This is a genomic window from Neisseria sp. HMSC03D10 (assembly GCF_001807625.1).
Taxonomy (GTDB): Bacteria; Pseudomonadota; Gammaproteobacteria; order Burkholderiales; family Neisseriaceae; genus Neisseria; species Neisseria mucosa.
Genome location: NZ_KV789507.1, coordinates 1 through 15,874, shown reverse-complemented (window position 1 = coordinate 15,874; position 15,874 = coordinate 1). Strand labels below are relative to the sequence as shown.

17 protein-coding genes are annotated in these 15,874 nt (G+C 54.8%); 7 read left to right on the top strand and 10 right to left on the bottom strand.

Features of this window, described 5'->3' with window-relative positions:
- A partial coding sequence (locus tag HMPREF3066_RS13270) for a hypothetical protein (RefSeq protein ID WP_210385687.1) occupies positions 1 to 228 on the top strand: 228 nt, incomplete at its 5' end.
- Between the two features lie 31 nt (positions 229 to 259).
- On the opposite strand, the gene hemL is transcribed toward HMPREF3066_RS13270, so the two are convergent.
- Entirely contained in the window at positions 260 to 1,543 is a 1,284-nt protein-coding gene (hemL, locus tag HMPREF3066_RS02710) for a glutamate-1-semialdehyde 2,1-aminomutase (RefSeq protein ID WP_070440271.1), read from the bottom strand.
- Between the two features lie 212 nt (positions 1,544 to 1,755).
- Here hemL and HMPREF3066_RS02705 point away from each other — a divergent pair, with 212 nt between their 5' ends.
- Positions 1,756 to 2,163, top strand: a complete 408-nt coding sequence (locus HMPREF3066_RS02705; RefSeq protein WP_003758897.1) for a hypothetical protein — start codon at positions 1,756 to 1,758, stop codon at positions 2,161 to 2,163.
- A 17-nt stretch (positions 2,164 to 2,180) separates the two neighbouring features.
- Here the strand turns inward: HMPREF3066_RS02705 and HMPREF3066_RS13070 are convergent, their stop codons facing one another.
- Positions 2,181 to 2,321 (bottom strand): hypothetical protein, encoded by a 141-nt coding sequence (locus HMPREF3066_RS13070; RefSeq protein ID WP_168160647.1) that lies wholly within the window; start codon positions 2,319 to 2,321, stop codon positions 2,181 to 2,183.
- Between the two features lie 46 nt (positions 2,322 to 2,367).
- Between HMPREF3066_RS13070 and miaB the strand changes: the two genes are divergently transcribed.
- Positions 2,368 to 3,696, top strand: coding sequence for a tRNA (N6-isopentenyl adenosine(37)-C2)-methylthiotransferase MiaB (miaB, locus tag HMPREF3066_RS02700; RefSeq protein ID WP_070440269.1), 1,329 nt, complete (start codon positions 2,368 to 2,370; stop codon positions 3,694 to 3,696).
- 252 nt (positions 3,697 to 3,948) lie between these two features.
- Here the strand turns inward: miaB and ileS are convergent, their stop codons facing one another.
- A complete protein-coding gene (ileS, locus tag HMPREF3066_RS02695) occupies positions 3,949 to 6,741 on the bottom strand; it encodes an isoleucine--tRNA ligase (RefSeq protein ID WP_070440267.1) in 2,793 nt (930 codons plus the stop codon).
- Between the two features lie 290 nt (positions 6,742 to 7,031).
- On the opposite strand from ileS, the gene HMPREF3066_RS02690 reads away from it, so the two are divergent.
- The 4 genes from HMPREF3066_RS02690 to HMPREF3066_RS02675 all read left to right on the top strand — a co-directional run bounded on the left by HMPREF3066_RS02690 (position 7,032) and on the right by HMPREF3066_RS02675 (position 10,038).
- Positions 7,032 to 7,259, top strand: coding sequence for a hemin transporter (locus HMPREF3066_RS02690; RefSeq protein ID WP_321178895.1), 228 nt, complete (start codon positions 7,032 to 7,034; stop codon positions 7,257 to 7,259).
- Positions 7,260 to 7,344: 85 nt separating this feature from the next.
- On the top strand, positions 7,345 to 8,133 hold the full coding sequence (locus HMPREF3066_RS02685; protein WP_045072742.1) for a heme/hemin ABC transporter substrate-binding protein: 789 nt from the start codon (positions 7,345 to 7,347) through the stop codon (positions 8,131 to 8,133).
- A 227-nt stretch (positions 8,134 to 8,360) separates the two neighbouring features.
- On the top strand, positions 8,361 to 9,293 hold the full coding sequence (locus HMPREF3066_RS02680; protein ID WP_070440265.1) for a FecCD family ABC transporter permease: 933 nt from the start codon (positions 8,361 to 8,363) through the stop codon (positions 9,291 to 9,293).
- A gap of 1 nt (position 9,294) precedes the next feature.
- Entirely contained in the window at positions 9,295 to 10,038 is a 744-nt protein-coding gene (locus HMPREF3066_RS02675) for an ABC transporter ATP-binding protein (protein WP_070440263.1), read from the top strand.
- Between the two features lie 216 nt (positions 10,039 to 10,254).
- Here HMPREF3066_RS02675 and HMPREF3066_RS02670 read toward each other — a convergent pair whose 3' ends face one another.
- From HMPREF3066_RS02670 to HMPREF3066_RS02640, 7 genes are all read right to left on the bottom strand, one after another.
- A complete protein-coding gene (locus HMPREF3066_RS02670; protein ID WP_039408313.1) occupies positions 10,255 to 10,695 on the bottom strand; it encodes a hypothetical protein in 441 nt (146 codons plus the stop codon).
- Positions 10,696 to 11,138: 443 nt separating this feature from the next.
- Positions 11,139 to 11,453: a ribosome hibernation-promoting factor, HPF/YfiA family gene (gene hpf / locus HMPREF3066_RS02665; protein ID WP_003757098.1), complete on the bottom strand. Its 315-nt coding sequence runs from the start codon at positions 11,451 to 11,453 to the stop codon at positions 11,139 to 11,141.
- 66 nt (positions 11,454 to 11,519) lie between these two features.
- The gene (gene rpoN, locus HMPREF3066_RS02660; protein ID WP_070440261.1) at positions 11,520 to 12,872 is read right to left on the bottom strand and encodes an RNA polymerase factor sigma-54; all 1,353 of its coding nucleotides are present in this window, start codon (positions 12,870 to 12,872) and stop codon (positions 11,520 to 11,522) included.
- Between the two features lie 244 nt (positions 12,873 to 13,116).
- Complete coding sequence (lptB, locus tag HMPREF3066_RS02655; RefSeq protein WP_003766063.1) at positions 13,117 to 13,851, bottom strand: LPS export ABC transporter ATP-binding protein; 735 nt, start codon at positions 13,849 to 13,851, stop codon at positions 13,117 to 13,119.
- A 93-nt stretch (positions 13,852 to 13,944) separates the two neighbouring features.
- Positions 13,945 to 14,475, bottom strand: coding sequence for a lipopolysaccharide transport periplasmic protein LptA (gene lptA, locus HMPREF3066_RS02650; RefSeq protein ID WP_003766057.1), 531 nt, complete (start codon positions 14,473 to 14,475; stop codon positions 13,945 to 13,947).
- The gene (gene lptC, locus HMPREF3066_RS02645) at positions 14,456 to 15,037 is read right to left on the bottom strand and encodes an LPS export ABC transporter periplasmic protein LptC (RefSeq protein WP_070440259.1); all 582 of its coding nucleotides are present in this window, start codon (positions 15,035 to 15,037) and stop codon (positions 14,456 to 14,458) included. The genes lptA and lptC overlap by 20 nt, the downstream gene beginning before the upstream one ends.
- The gene (locus HMPREF3066_RS02640) at positions 15,034 to 15,570 is read right to left on the bottom strand and encodes a KdsC family phosphatase (protein ID WP_070440257.1); all 537 of its coding nucleotides are present in this window, start codon (positions 15,568 to 15,570) and stop codon (positions 15,034 to 15,036) included. Before HMPREF3066_RS02640 ends, lptC begins: the two co-directional genes overlap by 4 nt.
- Between the last annotated feature and the right edge of the window lie 304 nt (positions 15,571 to 15,874).

Genomic DNA, 15,874 nt, shown 5'->3' with positions numbered 1-15,874 from the left:
CCTGAATTCAGGCTTTCAGACGACCTTGCCTTTAAAGCAGATATGATTTTTGTTTCCTGTATGCCGCAGAATGTTGGCCTTCGATGCGGCTGCTTCCTGATTACAGCGTTGTCGAATACCGACATCAGACTTGCGGGAGGCGATAAGGTATTTTTCGGGTATCGCTTCAAATTTAAAAGGTCGTCTGAAAACTTAAATTTGAGTTTTCAGACGACCTTTGCTATGTAAGTCACACCTGCTTCTGCGGATGCGCTTCGCCTTACTTCGCCATTTCCGCAAACACTTGGTGCGCGGTGGCGATGGTTTCGTCAATCAGCTCGGGCGTGTGCGCGGCGGAGACGAAGCCCGCTTCATAGGCGGACGGGCCGAAGGCGGTGTTGCGGTCGAGCATGCCGTGGAAGAAGCGTTTGAAGGCGTCGATATTGGAACGCGCCATGTCGCCGTAGTTTTGCGGGGCGCGGGTGGCGAAATACAGGCCGAACATACCACCCACGCTGTCGGCGGTGAACTCAATGCCGTGCGCTTTGGCGGCGGCGGCAAGCCCGTCGGCGAGGCGGCGGGTCAAGGCGGTCAGGTTTTCGTAGAAGCCTTCGCGCTGGATGATTTCAAGCGTTTTCAAGCCGGCGGCGACGGCAATCGGGTTGCCCGACAAGGTGCCTGCCTGATACACGCCGCCCAGCGGGGAAATACATTCCATGATGTCTTTGCGTCCGCCAAACGCGGCAAGCGGCATACCGCCGCCGATGACTTTGCCCATCGTGGTCAGGTCGGGCGTGATGCCGTGCAGCGACTGCGCGCCGCCGAGCGCGACGCGGAAGCCGGTCATCACTTCGTCGTAAATCAACACGGCGCCGTGTTTTTCGGTCAATTCGCGCAAGGCTTTGACGAAAGCTTCGGTCGGGCGGACCAGGTTCATATTGCCGACGAAGGGTTCGAGGATGACGCAGGCGCTTTCGTCGCCGTTGCGGGCGAACGCTTCTTCGAGTTGGGCGATGTTGTTGTATTCGAGGACTAAGGTGTGTTTGGTAAAGTCGGCGGGAACGCCTGCGGAAGACGGGTTGCCGAAGGTGAGCAGGCCGCTGCCGGCTTTGACGAGCAGGCTGTCGGAATGGCCGTGGTAGCAGCCTTCGAACTTGATGATTTTGTCGCGTCCGGTAAAGCCGCGGGCGAGGCGGATGGCGGTCATGGTCGCTTCGGTGCCGGAGCTGACGAGGCGCAGCCGTTCGACGGACGGCATGATTTTGGCGATTTCTTCGGCGATGACGATTTCGCCTTCGGTGGGCGCGCCGAACGACAAACCGCCCAACGCGGCTTCGCGCACGGCTTCGATGACTTCGGGGTGCGCGTGTCCGACAATCGCAGGCCCCCACGAACCGACGTAATCGGTGTAGCACGTGCCGTTTTCGTCCCAAACATACGCGCCTTCGGCTTTTTTGATGAAGCGAGGCACGCCGCCGACGCTGCCGAATGCGCGGACGGGGGAATTCACGCCGCCGGGGATGATGGCTTTGGCGCGGTCAAACAGGATTTCGTTACGGTTCATAGCGGGTTCTTTCTGAGGTCGTCTGAAAAATAAGCGGTATTTTATCATCAGATTGCCCGCACCAGCCGTTTCAGACGACCTCCAAAGCCCAAACTGCCACGGCGCAACGCCGTATCTGAAAATGAAAATTGTTCTGTAAAAACAATCACTCTGTTCATATTTGAAGCGTTTGTGCTATAATCCGCACCCATTTATACCATAAAGAAAACATCATGTTACGCGGATTCATTTTAATGCTTACCCTTTTGGTTTCCACCGTCTCCTACGCTGCCCAGCGCAAGCTGCCTAGCGATATGGACGCGGCGGTTTTGAAACAGGTCGAACTGCCTTATCTGAAAGTGAGCCGTGGCGGCTTCTCATGGACGCGCCTCTTGACGCTGGGCCTTGCCGACGGCAATTCCGCCAAGCTGCAGATTACCCGTTTCACCAAAATCCACGACGAAAACGACCGCTTCATCCCGATGGGGCGGCTGGCAGGCAAAACCGGCAAAACCATCGCCTTCAAGCACAACGACACCAACGCCCTCGTGCGCGAAGTGTGGGTTTTGACCGACGACGAAGCCTCCCGTTTTACCGCGCAAAAAGAAGTCCGCGACGAGATTAAGCAAGACGCGCAATAAGCCGCCGTCTGCCCGTTTCAGACGACCCAAACACACACCGCGTGGTTGGCTGTTGCAGCCGCAGCAGCACAACCGCGCATTTTTGCGCCCTGACGAATCAGTGTTTCAGACGACCCGCCCAAGCCTTCCCCAAGGTCGTCTGAAATCGAGATTTCCATAACAATCAGCCCCGCAATTACGGGCTACCTGAGAAAGACACAAACCATGAAAAAAGTATTTATCCGCACCTTCGGCTGCCAAATGAACGAATACGACAGCGAAAAAATGCTCGCCGTACTCGCCGAAGAAAACGGCGGCATCGAACAAGTGACCGAAGCCGACGAAGCCGACATCATCCTCTTCAACACCTGCTCCGTGCGCGAAAAAGCGCAGGAAAAAGTGTTCTCCGACTTAGGCCGCGTGCGCCCGCTCAAAGAAAAAAATCCCGACCTCATCATCGGCGTTGCCGGCTGCGTCGCCTCCCAAGAAGGCGAAAACATCATCAAACGCGCGCCTTATGTGGACGTCGTCTTCGGCCCGCAAACGCTGCACCGCCTGCCCAAAATGATTGTGGATAAAGAAACCAGCGGCCTATCGCAAGTCGATATTTCCTTCCCCGAAATCGAAAAATTCGACCACCTGCCGCCCGCCCGCGTCGAAGGCGGCGCAGCATTCGTGTCCATCATGGAAGGCTGTTCCAAATACTGCTCGTTCTGCGTCGTCCCCTACACCCGCGGCGAAGAATTCTCCCGCCCGCTGAACGACGTTTTGACCGAAATCGCCAACCTCGCCCAGCAAGGTGTTAAAGAAATCAACCTCTTGGGACAAAACGTCAACGCCTATCGCGGCGAAATGGAAGACGGCGAAATCTGCGACTTTGCCACCCTGCTGCGCATCGTCCACGAAATCCCCGGCATCGAGCGTATGCGCTTCACCACCAGCCACCCGCGCGAGTTTACCGACTCGATTATCGAGTGCTACCGTGACCTGCCCAAGCTGGTGTCTCACCTGCACCTGCCGATTCAAAGTGGTTCCGACCGCGTATTGAGCGCGATGAAACGCGGCTACACCGCCTTGGAATACAAATCCATCATCCGCAAACTGCGCGCCATCCGCCCCGACTTGTGCCTGAGCAGCGACTTCATCGTCGGCTTCCCCGGCGAAACCGAGCGCGAGTTCGAGCAGACCCTGAAGCTGGTCAAAGACATCGCTTTCGATTTGAGCTTCGTCTTCATTTACAGCCCACGCCCCGGCACACCTGCCGCCAACCTGCCGGACGACACCCCGCACGCCGAAAAAGTGCGCCGCCTCGAAGCCCTGAACGAAGTCATCGAAGCCGAAACCGCCCGCATCAACCAAACCATGATCGGCACCGTACAACGCTGTCTGGTCGAAGGCATCTCCAAAAAAGACCCCGACCAGCTCCAAGCCCGTACCGCCAACAACCGCGTGGTCAACTTCACCGGCACGCCCGACATGATCAACCAAATGATCGATTTGGAAATCACCGAAGCCTACACCTTCTCCCTGCGCGGTAAACCGGCCGAAGCGTAAAGCCGTTCCGCCATAGCAAAGGTCGTCTGAAAACCTGTATCTTGGTTTTCAGACGACCTTTTTTCAGACGACCTTTTTTCAGACGACCTGAGGGTCTGTCGCTATTCAATAATTTCTGTATCTTTTTGTTCTTAAAGCGGCATCTTCTGCGTCGGAAATTCTCGCAAGGTATTCAATCTTGCTGCGGTTTCCAGCTTGATTTTGCCGCTTTTCAAACAAAAATCCACTTCAAAAATCAAATGTCGGCAGCACTTAAGCGTAATGCCGCTCTTCGCCTTTGCCGTCCACATTCTCGGCGCAGCGTTTGCAGATGGTTTCATGACCTGCGACGGAGCCGATGTCGTGGGTGTAGTGCCAGCAGCGTTCGCATTTTTCGCCGTCGCTGGCTTTGGCGGTAACGGCGAGTTCGCTGCCGGTTTTGACTTCGGCTTTGGATACCAAGAGGGCAAAGCGCAATTCTTCGCCTAGGGCGTTCAGGTAGTCGGCGGTGGCTTCCGGCGCGGTGATTTCGGCTTCTGCCTGCAAGGACGAACCGACGGTTTTGTCGGCGCGCAAAGGCTCGATGGCGGCGGTTACGGCTTCGCGGGCTTCGCGGACTGCCGTCCATTTTTTCACCAGTTCGGCTTCGGCTTTTTCGTTGATGGGCGGGAACTCGTGCCAGGTGTGGAAGAGGACGCTGTCTTCTTCTCCGCCGCCGATGATGTCCCACGCTTCTTCGCCGGTGAAGCACAAAATCGGTGCAATCAAGAGAACCAGGCTGCGCGTGATGTGATACAGGGCGGTTTGCGCGCTGCGGCGGGCGTGGCTGTCGGCTTTGGTGGTGTAGAGGCGGTCTTTCAGGATGTCGAGGTAGAACGCGCCCAAGTCTTCCGAGCAGAAGGCGACGATGTCTTTCACGGCGAAGTGGAAGGCATAGCGCGGATAGAAGTCGCCCGCCAGACGTTCTTGCAGCTGACGCGCCAACACTAAGGCGTAGCGGTCGATTTCGACCATGTCTGCCTGCGGTACGGTGTGTTCGAACGGGTCGAAATCGCTGAGGTTGGCAAACAGGAAGCTCAAGGTGTTGCGGATGCGGCGGTAGCTTTCGGTTACGCGTTTGAGGATTTCTTTGGAAATCGCCAATTCGCCGCTGTAATCGGTGGATGCCGCCCACAGGCGCAGGATGTCCGCGCCGAATTCGTTATAGACTTCTTGCGGCGCGACGACGTTGCCGATGGATTTCGACATTTTGCGGCCGTTTTGGTCAACCACGAAACCGTGGGTCAGAAGCTGTTTGTACGGGGCGCGGCCCATGGATGAGGCGCAGCCGGTCAGCATGGAGGATTGGAACCAGCCGCGGTGTTGGTCGCTGCCTTCGAGGTAGAGGTCGGCGGGCCAGTCCAATTCTTCGCGCTGTTTCAAGACGGAATAATGGGTCGAGCCGGAGTCGAACCATACGTCCATCGTATCGGAAAGTTTGTCGTAGTTTTCGCAATCTTCCGCGCTCAACAATTCGCTTTTATCGAGGGAAAACCATGCCTCGATGCCTTTTTCTTCGATTTTCAGAGCGATTTTTTCCAAAAGCTCGGCGGAGTTCGGATGCAGCTCGCCGGTTTCTTTGTGGACGAAGAAGGTCATCGGCGTGCCCCAGTAGCGTTGGCGCGAAACGACCCAGTCGGGGCGGCCTTCGATCATGGCTTCCAGGCGCGCGCGACCCCAAGACGGGAAGAATTCGGTGTCGTCCACGGCTTTGATGGCTTTGTCGCGCAGGGTTTTGCCGTCGCTTCCGGCTTTGTCCATACCGATAAACCACTGACCTGTCGCGCGGTAAATCAGCGGGGTTTTGTGGCGCCAGCAGTGGGCGTAGCTGTGTTCGATTTTGCTGCTTGCCAAGAGGTTGCCGGTTTCTTCCAGCCATTGCAGGATGACGGGATTTGCTTCCCAAACGCTCATGCCTGCGACGCGCGGCGTTTCGCTGATGTATTTGCCTTCGGCGTTGACGGGGTTGTAAAGCTCGATACCGTATTTGTTGCAGACGGCGTAGTCTTCCAAACCGTGCGCGGGGGCGGTGTGCACCAAGCCCGTACCGGCGTCGGTGGTAACGTGTTCGCCGTTGAGCATGGGAATATCGCGTTCGAGGAACGGATGGTTCATGTGCAGGTTTTCCAGCTTGTCGCCGGTGGTTTCAGCGAGGACGTTGAGGTCGTCTGAAGCAAAACCGTAGCGTTTGAGCGCGTCTTCTGCCAAATCTTTCGCCAATACCAATTTGCCTTTGGGCGTATCGATTAATTGATACACCACGTCCGCACCCGCAGACACGGCTTGGCTCGCGGGCAGCGTCCAAGGCGTGGTCGTCCAGATGACGGCAAACGCATTGCCTTCGATACCTGGCAAACCGAATGCGGCGGCAAGCGCGGCGGTGTCTTTAAACGGATAGCCAACGTCAATCGCAGGCGATACTTTGTCTTTGTATTCCACTTCCGCTTCCGCCAGCGAAGAGCCGCAGTCCAAGCAGAACTGAACCGGTTTCGCGCCGCGGTAGAGATAGCCCGATTTGTAGATTTCGCCGAGCATGCGCACGGTATCGGCTTCAGTTTTGAAATCCATGGTCAGGTAGGGGTTGTCCCAATCGCCCAACACGCCCAGACGGATGAAGTCTTTTTTCTGGCGGGCAACCTGTTCGGCGGCATATTCGCGGCACAATTCGCGGAAACGCGCTTTGGGCATGTCTTTGCCGTGCAGCTTTTCCACCATCACTTCGATGGGCAGGCCGTGGCAGTCCCAGCCCGGCACATAAGGCGCATCGAAACCGGCTTGGGTTTTGCTGCGGATAATGATGTCTTTGAGGATTTTGTTGACGGCATGACCGATGTGGATGTCGCCGTTGGCATACGGCGGACCGTCGTGCAGGATGAATTTCGGACGGCCTTTGGCGATTTCGCGCAGTTTTTGATAGCGTTTGTGCTCGTACCAGCTTTTCAGCCACGCAGGCTCGCGCTTGGCGAGGTTGCCGCGCATCGGAAACGGGCTTTCGAGCAGGTTTACGGTTTTGCTGTAATCGGTCATGTTGTGATTCTCTATGGTTTCGGTATTTCGGTTTCAGACGACGTTTCGCTAAGGTCGTCTGAAAAAATGCAAAGGGCTATTGTAGCCGAATTGTATTGTTTTTATAAGGGGTTTGGACGAAAGGTTGGGGCTTGGCGCAAGGGTGGAGGAGTTGGTTTTGCCGTAAATTTTGCGGTTTGACGGATTCACATTAAACCGAGGCGGCATTGTCTCAATTTGCTTTGATTTTTCGTTACTTTTTGATGAAGGTTGACCTTAAATTGAAATAAAATGATAATCTATATCATTAAATCTCTAGATATTTTCCTCGACGATACCAAACTCTCGACGATGCCAAGCTCGCCGAACTTTGGTTCTTCCGCCGTCCGGGCAGCAACGGCATTGTCCACAGCATCGAGGCCTATGACGACCGCCGCAATTTGGTGCTGCAACTGTTTGGCAGACCCGCCGATGCCGAAGCGGAATCCGAAGCGTGGCGCGCGCTGATTGCCGAAGTGCGCCAAACGTACGGGCTGTAATCTTTCTTTGAACAAACACCTCGTCTGAAACCTTGTCATCGGTTTTCAGACGACCTCCAAACCCCGCAAACCATACGGAAACATCATGAAAAAACACATTTTCGCCGCCGTCCTGACCCTGCTTGCCGCTCATGCCGCCGCGCAGCGTGTCGTTATCCTGACCCCCGACGTTGCCGACATCGCCGCGAAACTCGGCGCGGATAAAGAAGTCGTCGGCATCCACGAGTTCAACCGCAACCCCGCCTATAAAAACACGCCGTCCATCGGCTTTTACCGCAATTTCTCCGCCGAACCCATCATCGCCAAAAAGCCTGATTTGGTCATCGGAAGCTGGATGGCGAAACCTGACGGCATTTACGCCCAACTCAGCCGCGCCGGTGTCAAAGCGGAAAACGTCAATTCAAACGAAACGCTGGAGCAATACCAGCAAAGTTTCGCCCGCATCGGCAAATTGTTGGGCAAGGAAAAGCAGGCGCAGGCTTTGGCGCAGCAGTTTAAAAGCAGCATCAAGGCGCAGCCTGCCAACGGCAAACGCTACATCCTCAGCTACGACGGACGTTATGTTGCGGGTAAAAATACTGTCGGCGACGTGCTTATCCGCTTAGCCGGCGGGACGAACGCGGCGGCTTCGGTGGACGGACTCAAACCGTTTTCGCGTGAAGGCTGGCTCAACGCGAAACCTGACGTCATCATCATCGCCAAACACAATGAAAAAGCCCTCGGCGGCCTCGACAAAATCATGACGCGCCCCGAAATCGCTTCCAGCCCCGCCGGGAAAAACAAACGCATCTTGTTCTGGCAGGCGGACGACTATATGCGCTACGGCCTCTACACGCCCGACATCGTCCGCAAGCTGCACGATTTAGGGAAATAAGGCGCGGTCGTCTGAAAGTTGCGTGATGGCACGAAGTCGGATGGGCAATCCGGCTTTTTGTCAGTTTCAGACGACCTTCTTTTGCCGCCGTTGTTTCGGAACAGATGCACATGAAGGCAGTCGCGTTCCGTGTGCGTTTATCGTAAAAAGGTCGTCTGAAAACGGGCAACGGCGGATCCGTCGGCGTTTCGCAGCCGCTGCCGAAATACTCTTCAAAGAATCACAACATGAAAAAATGGCTTCCGGTGTTGCCGGTTTTATCTTTGTTTCTGATTTGGTTTTGCGCCGGAGTGGGCGAAGGCGGCTGGAGCAATCCGCTTGCCGCCGATCCCGTGTTGATGGAAATCCGACTGCCGCGTATTTTTGTCGCTTTGCTGGTCGGCGCGGCACTTTCCGCCAGCGGCGCGGCGTTGCAGGCTTTGTTTGAAAACCCGCTTGCCGACCCGAGCTTGATCGGAACGTCGGGCGGGGCGGCGATGGGCGTAGTGCTGGCGATTGCGATGGGCTGGAACATCGCCGTACCGCTGGCGGCATTTGCGGGCGCGTTTGCCGTCTGCATCCTGATTCTGCTCGGACACCGTCTGGTCGGCGGCGGCAAGCTGGGGCTGTTGGTCATGGGTTTTGTGGTCAGCGCTTTGTGCGGCGCGTTGGTCAGCCTGATTCTCTTCCTTTCAGACGACATGGCATTACGCAGCGCCATGACTTGGCTCTCGGGCAGCTTCTCCGAAGCAGGTTTTGTTTCGCCGGCTTACGCAGGCGGCGTGATGCTGGCGGGCTTGGTCGTGTTGACCGCCGTCGGCCGCCGTCTCGACTATTTGCTTTTGGGTGACGAAACCGCACACACCATGGGCATCAGCGTCGCCGCCACACGCGTGGCAACCATCATCGGCGCGGCTTTGATGACCGGCGCCGCCGTCTCGCTCGGCGGTATCATCGGTTTCGTCGGCATGATGATACCCAACGTATTGGCGCAGGTGGTCGGCGGATCGCGCACCCGCCTGATTATCCTGTCCGCCGCCGTCGGCTCGATTTTCATGTTGCTCGCCGATACGTTTGCCCGCTGGGTGGTGTACCCCATCGATCTGCCCGTCGGCATCGTCATCGCCATTTTGGGCGGGCCGTTTTTCCTGTGGCTGATTGTCAAAGACCAAAGGAGCTGACATGGCATTGCTCATCGAAAACTGCACCGTCAAAGCCGGAAAACGCACCATCCTGTCTTTGGATCGCGCCGAATTTCCCCAATGCGCCGTCAGCGCGGTCATCGGCCCCAACGGCGCGGGCAAGTCCACCCTGCTCAAACAGTTCCTCTACCATCCGCAAGCAAGCTGGTGTGGAGCACCCATGAAGGACGCGCTCAGGCAACATAAAATCGCCTGGGTCGGGCAACACGAACATTTCAACCTCCCCATGACCCTGTCCGAATACGTCCTCATCGGGCGATACCCCAAACTGGCTTGGTATCGGCGACCCAAACATGCGGACACCCGACGCGCCCAAGCCCTGCTCGAGCATTTCGACCTCGCCGACTTGCGACACAAACGCATCCAAACCCTCTCCGGCGGCGAACAGCAACGCGCCGCCGTCATCCGCGCGCTGTTGCAGGATGCCGAAGTCCTCTTCCTCGACGAACCGACCAACCATCTCGACGTCCGCTATCAACACAGCCTGATGCAGCACCTCACCACCTTGCCCGAACAAGGCATGACCGTCGTCATGGTGTTGCACGATCTCAACCTCGCCGCCCACTACGCCAGCCACATCACCTTGATGAAAAACGGCAGCATCACCGCCGCAGGCGCAACCGCCGACATCATGCACGCCGAACGCCTCAGCCAAACCTACGACTGGCGCATCCTCGAATGCACCGCCAACGGCAAAACGTGGTTTCAGGCGGAGACTTTGTGAGGGGTCGTCTGAAAAGCGGGTGTATCGTGAGTTATAGTGGATTAACTTTAAACTAGGACGGCGTTACCTCGCCTTGCCGTACTATTTGTAATGTCTGCGGCTTTCCCTTGTCCTGATTTAAATTTAATCCACTATATTAGTCAGTATTGATTCATGCTAAAAGGTCGTCTGAAATCTGTTTCAGACGACCTTTTGACTTGCCGGGGCAAATTCTGATTATTGGGCAGCTTCGGCGTTTTCGGGAACTTCTTCAGAAACTTCTGAGGCAGCTTCGTTTTCTTGTTCCGACATGTCGTCGGCAGATGGTTCTTGCTCAGGGAGGCTGTTGGTATCAAATTTTTCAGAAGGCATGTTGTTCATTGGTGCTTCATATGCAGGCTGCCCAAAATTTTGTTGCTGCATTACTGCGGCAGGAAAGCGTGTCATTACAAAAAATACTAGTGGAATCATGATAATGAAACAAACCAGCATAAGCCACAAATAAGCTTGCATGAAGTGTTTGCGGTTTTTGTTACCGTCCCCAAATGCCCAGACAAATATCATGACAAGGCCTACGATAGGAATGGCGAGTATCAGGAATGTGATGATCCAATCCTTGACGGTCATGACAGCAGTGTCGTTGGGTACATTAGGGTGTGGAGTGTTATTTTGATCCATGAATAAACTACCTGAATGAAAGTAAATGAATAGGTCGGCAGCGGGCGGTTTTAATTTCTAATGTTTTAAAATGTGCTGAATGTTAAAGCGGTGACGCTGTGTAGAATCATTTTGCACCTTTACCCGACTGCCCGGCGATTGCAACATATATTTTATCCCAGCTGCAAGGAGGGGAATGTTATCTTTCATTCCGTTTTCATGCAAGTGGGCGGGTGGCGGGATAAGGCATTGAGGTGGGATGTGTTGGATTTTGGGTCATATGTGGATGGGTTTTAATGGAATGGGGCGGCTTTGCCGTGTTCTATTAAATTCAATCCACTATGGGTAAGAAACTCAGAAGCGGGTTGATGAAATGGGGTGATGTGCGGGTTGGTACCGCAAAAGGAAATTTAATGTAAAGGTCGTCTGAAAATAGGTTTTCAGACGACCTTTAGGATTGTGAACTATTCTGCGGCAGGTTTTACCGTGTTGCGGACATCGCCGCTTTTTTCTTTATGTTTCAGCACCGCACGGTCGAGCTTGTCCATCAGAACATCAATGGCGGCGTACATATCTTGTTCAACGGCCTCGACGTGGAGGTCTTTGCCCGCCAGATGGATGTCTGCTTCAGCCTGTTGATTGAGTTTTTCCACAGAAAGGGTGATGGTAACGGAAATGGCGTTGGCTGCGTGGCGGTTGATGCGTTCCAATTTTTCGGAAACGTAGTTTTTGATGGCCTCGGTAACGTCGAAATTCAGACCGGTGATTTTCAGATTCATAATACAGCTCCTTCGGTGGGGTTCAGTCCGTCAGAAACGGAACGGGAAAACTGCGGTTTAAAACTGTCATTCGGTAAGTTTGCGTTTGTGTGCCGGCGGGATGTCGAGCGATTCCCTGTATTTGGCGACGGTGCGGCGGGCGATGTCTATGCCCTGTTGTTTGAGGAGGCGGACAAGGGTTTCGTCGGAATGGGGTTTGCTGCTGTCTTCGTTTTCGATAATCTGCCCCAAAACGGCTTTAATCGCGCCTTGGCTCAGGCCTTCTTTGTCGCCTTCGGAATTGACTGCCTGTGTGAAGAAATAGCGTAACGCAAATAGTCCGCGCGGGCAAGACAAATATTTTTGGTTGGCGGCGCGCGAAATGGTGCTTTCGGCAAGCCCCAATTCGGCGGCGGCGTCTTTCATAAGCATGGGTGCGAGTCCGATTTCGCCGAAGATGAAGAAGTCTTCCTGATTTTTGACGATGTATTCGGCAAGGCGGATGACGGTGCTTTTGCGCAGTTCGAGGGAGTCGATGCGCTGCTTGGCTTCGTTGATTTTTTCTTTCCACTCGGGTGCGCCGTCTTCTGCGGATTTCATGAGTTCACAGTATTCGCGGTTGAGTTGCAGTTTGGGCCAGGCAGCTTCGTTGCCGATGACTTTCCAGCCGTCTTTGCCTTCTTTGACCCAAACGTCGGGCTGGATGTAAGCGGTCGGTTCGGAGGAGGCGAAACCGTAGGCGGGGTAGGGGTTGAGCGTGGCGATGATGTCGAGTGCGGCTTCTATGGTTTCGCTGTCGATTTCGGGAAAGAGTTTGCGGAAGCGGATGATGTTTTGTTTGCGGTTTTTGCCCAAATCGTGCAGCGAACTTTGGATGAGGTGGGCGGCCGCCTGACGCGCGGGGCTGGCGGGCAGGCGCATGAGTTGGAGCATCAGGGATTCGGTCAGGTCGGCGGCGGCAACGCCGGGCGGGTCGAAGGTCTGCAAAAGGTCGAGGGCGTTTTGCAGTTCGTCTTCGTCCAGCATCCATTCCAAGGGTGTGTTGTCGATAAGGTCTTGAATGCTGTCGGTGAAATAGCCTTGGTCGTCCAGGAAGTCGATAAGGATGTGGACGTAGGCGGCTTCTTTGTCGGAAAGGGGGTGTTCGCACACTTGGGAGTGCAGGTATTGGTTGAAATCTTCTTCTTTGGCGATGTTGAGCCACGCGTCTTCGGCATCGTCGCCGCCGAGGTGGTTGCTGCGCGGTATGGTGGTGCCGTGATTGAACTCTGCGTCGGCAAATTCGTCGGTTTCGGGACGTTCGAGCAGGGGATTGTCCTGCAACCAGTCTTCGACCTCGCGTTCGAGTTCGATGCCGGACATTTGCAGGATGCGCAGGGATTGTTGCAGACGTTGATTGAGTTGTTGGGTCTGCCTGAGTTTGAGGCCGAGTAAGGTCATGGTGCAATGTATGTTGATTGTTTTTTATATTTCGGACGGCATTTGTCCTCGGGTTTGGTTCGATGGCAAAGAGGTCGTCTGAAAAGGTTTTATGGTGTGTTTGGCGTTTTGGGGAACGCTGTTTTTTATTCGATATGTGTATTTCAACACTTTACACTTCATGCGTCAACTTACTTTGGGTGGTTTCGTCATTTAAAAAAACCGCACAATTGATTGTGCGGTTTGTCATGGTCAGTATTTGAAATCAGTATTTGAAGTTTTCGCCGAGATAGACGGAGCGGACTTGTTCGTTGTTGACCAAGTCGTCCGGCTTGCCGGAGGCGAGGACGGTGCCGTCGCTGATGATGTAGGCTCTGTCGCAGATACTGAGGGTTTCGCGTACGTTGTGGTCGGTAATGAGTACGCCGATGCCGCGCGATTTGAGGAAGTCGATGATTTTTTGGATGTCGATGACGGCAATGGGGTCTACGCCGGCGAAGGGTTCGTCCAAGAGGATGAAGCGCGGCTGCATGGCGAGTACGCGGGCGATTTCGACGCGTCGGCGTTCGCCGCCGGACAGGGAGGGGGCAGGATTGTGGCGCAGGTGGCCGATGTTGAGGTCGGCAAGCAGTTTTTCGACTTCGCCGTCGATGCGGCTTTTGTCTTTGGTGCTGATTTCTAAAATGGCGCGGATGTTTTGTTCGACGGTCATTTTGCGGAAAATCGAGGCTTCTTGGGGCAGGTAGCCAACGCCGAGGCGGGCGCGTTCGTGTATGGGCAGGTGGCGCAGTTCTTGTCCGTCGAGGGTAACGCTGCCTGCGTCGGCGGCGATGAGTCCGACGATCATGTAAAAGCTGGTGGTTTTGCCTGCGCCGTTGGGGCCGAGCAGGCCGATGACTTCGCCGCTTTCGATTTCGAGGGAGAAGCTTTTGACGACTTGGCGTTTTTTGAAACTTTTTTGCAGGTTTTGAACGACGAGGCGGCTGGTGTTTTCGCTCATAAATGACTCTTGGTTCGGAGGTCGTCTGAAAATGTTGTTTGGTTTTTTTGCTGCTTTGGTTTTCAGACGACCTTTTGTGTTGTCAGATATTGGTTATTTGGTTTTTTGGGTGCTGGACGGTTGGATGACGACGCTGACCCTGCCGGATTTGGCGGCGGATTTGGCGCCTGATTTCGAGCTGCCGTTGATGGTATAGACTTCGGTTTTGGTGTTGTAGGTGATGACTGCGCCTTCGGCAACGTCGCCGCCGCGTTGGACTTTGGCGTTGCCGGTCAGGGTAACGAGGTTGATGGCGGAGGAGTAGGTTACGTTGTTGGCTTGTCCGTTAACCGTGCCTTTGTTGTCGTCGAGCGTCTGGCTGAAGCGGACGGGCGAGCCGCTGGCTTTCATAAACTGTTCGCCTTTGTCGTTGCGGGAGACGTTGACGCTGCCGGCGCGGATGTTGAGCGTACCTTGTTTGATGATGACGTTACCGGTGAAGGTGGTGCTTTGGTTGTTTTGGTCGAGCGAGCCTTGGTCGGCTTCAATCTGTATCGGCTGCTTGCTGTCGCTTTGCAGGGCGTAGGCTGGGGCGGTGGCGAAAAATGCGGTTAAAACACATGCCTTACATATTTTTTGTATCATAAATCGTGGCTTTCACTCTGGATGGGAAGTTCAACAAACCTTTTTTGTGGTCATACGTCAGACCTTCGGCGTTGCCGCTCGATTCGCCGTATTGGAAGGTAACGGGCGTGTCGGTTTGGGCGTATTGCGATTCGGTATCGACGTGCAGAAGATCGGTTTTGACGACGCCTGCCTGCCGCTTGGCATCGGCGGCTTTGGTCAGGACGACGTTGTGTTTGAACAGGAGTTGTTTGGTTTGGGTGTTGTATACGGCTTCGTCGCTGCCGACGTCGTAAAGCCGGCTGCCTTCTTGGAAGAAGACGAGGTGCGGCAGCTCAAAATGTACGTCGGTGCTTTCGGGAAACTGTTTCGCCCCTTTTGCGCTCAGATGCTCTTTCAGACGACCTTGTTCGTCAAACCGCCGCCCGTCTATGCCGTCCATCGTATATTGCGGCTGGTTGGGGTTGAGTTTGACTTCTTCAATGTCGATTTCGCTGATACGCCCCAGCCATGCCGACAATCCGCCGAGCGCGACCGCCAGCACCAAAGGGAATGCGATTCCGTACCGCCATCTTACTTTCATTTGATGTACTCGTTCAAAGCCGCGCCCAGCGTACCTTTCGCGCGCATAATCAGGTCGCACACTTCGCGCACCGCGCCTGCGCCGCCCGCATGTTTCGTAATATAGGCGGCGTGTTGCAGCGCAAACCAATGCGCGTCGGGGACGGCAACCGGCAATCCGCAGCGCACCATCACCGGCAAATCGACCACGTCGTCGCCGACAAAGGCGCACTCGGCTTCTTCTACGCCCGCCTGCGCGCGCAATTCTTCATAGGCAGCACGTTTGTCCAAAATGCCTTTGAAGTAGTAATTTATGCCCAACTGTTTGACGCGGATGCCGACGGAGGGCGCGTCCCGACCTGTGATAACCGCAGTCTGCACGCCGCTTGCCTGAAGCATCTTCAAGCCGTGTCCGTCCAGGGTGTGGAACGATTTGATTTCTTCGCCGTCGTCGCGGATGAAGATGCGGCCGTCGGTCAAAACACCGTCCACATCCAATATCAGCAGCTTGATATGCGCCGCGCGCTGTTGCAGCTCGGGGTCTAAGGTTTGCATAGTGTTTCCTTGCGGATTGCTAGGTTTCAGACGACCTATTCTAACATAAAGGTCGTCTGAAAACGGTTAGCCTGTGTTTGTGGGGATTAATGCGGTTTAACGGTCATGGGGCTGCTTTAATTAAATTTAAATCAGGACAAGGCGACGAAGCTGCAGACATTACAAATAGTACGACAAGGCGAGGCAACGCCGTACTGGTTTAAATTTAATCCACTATAACTTTATAATATGTGTCTGTCGGGCAAGGGTCGTCTGAAAACCTGAGATTTGGGTTTTCAGACGACGGCGGATTCGCATTTGAAGT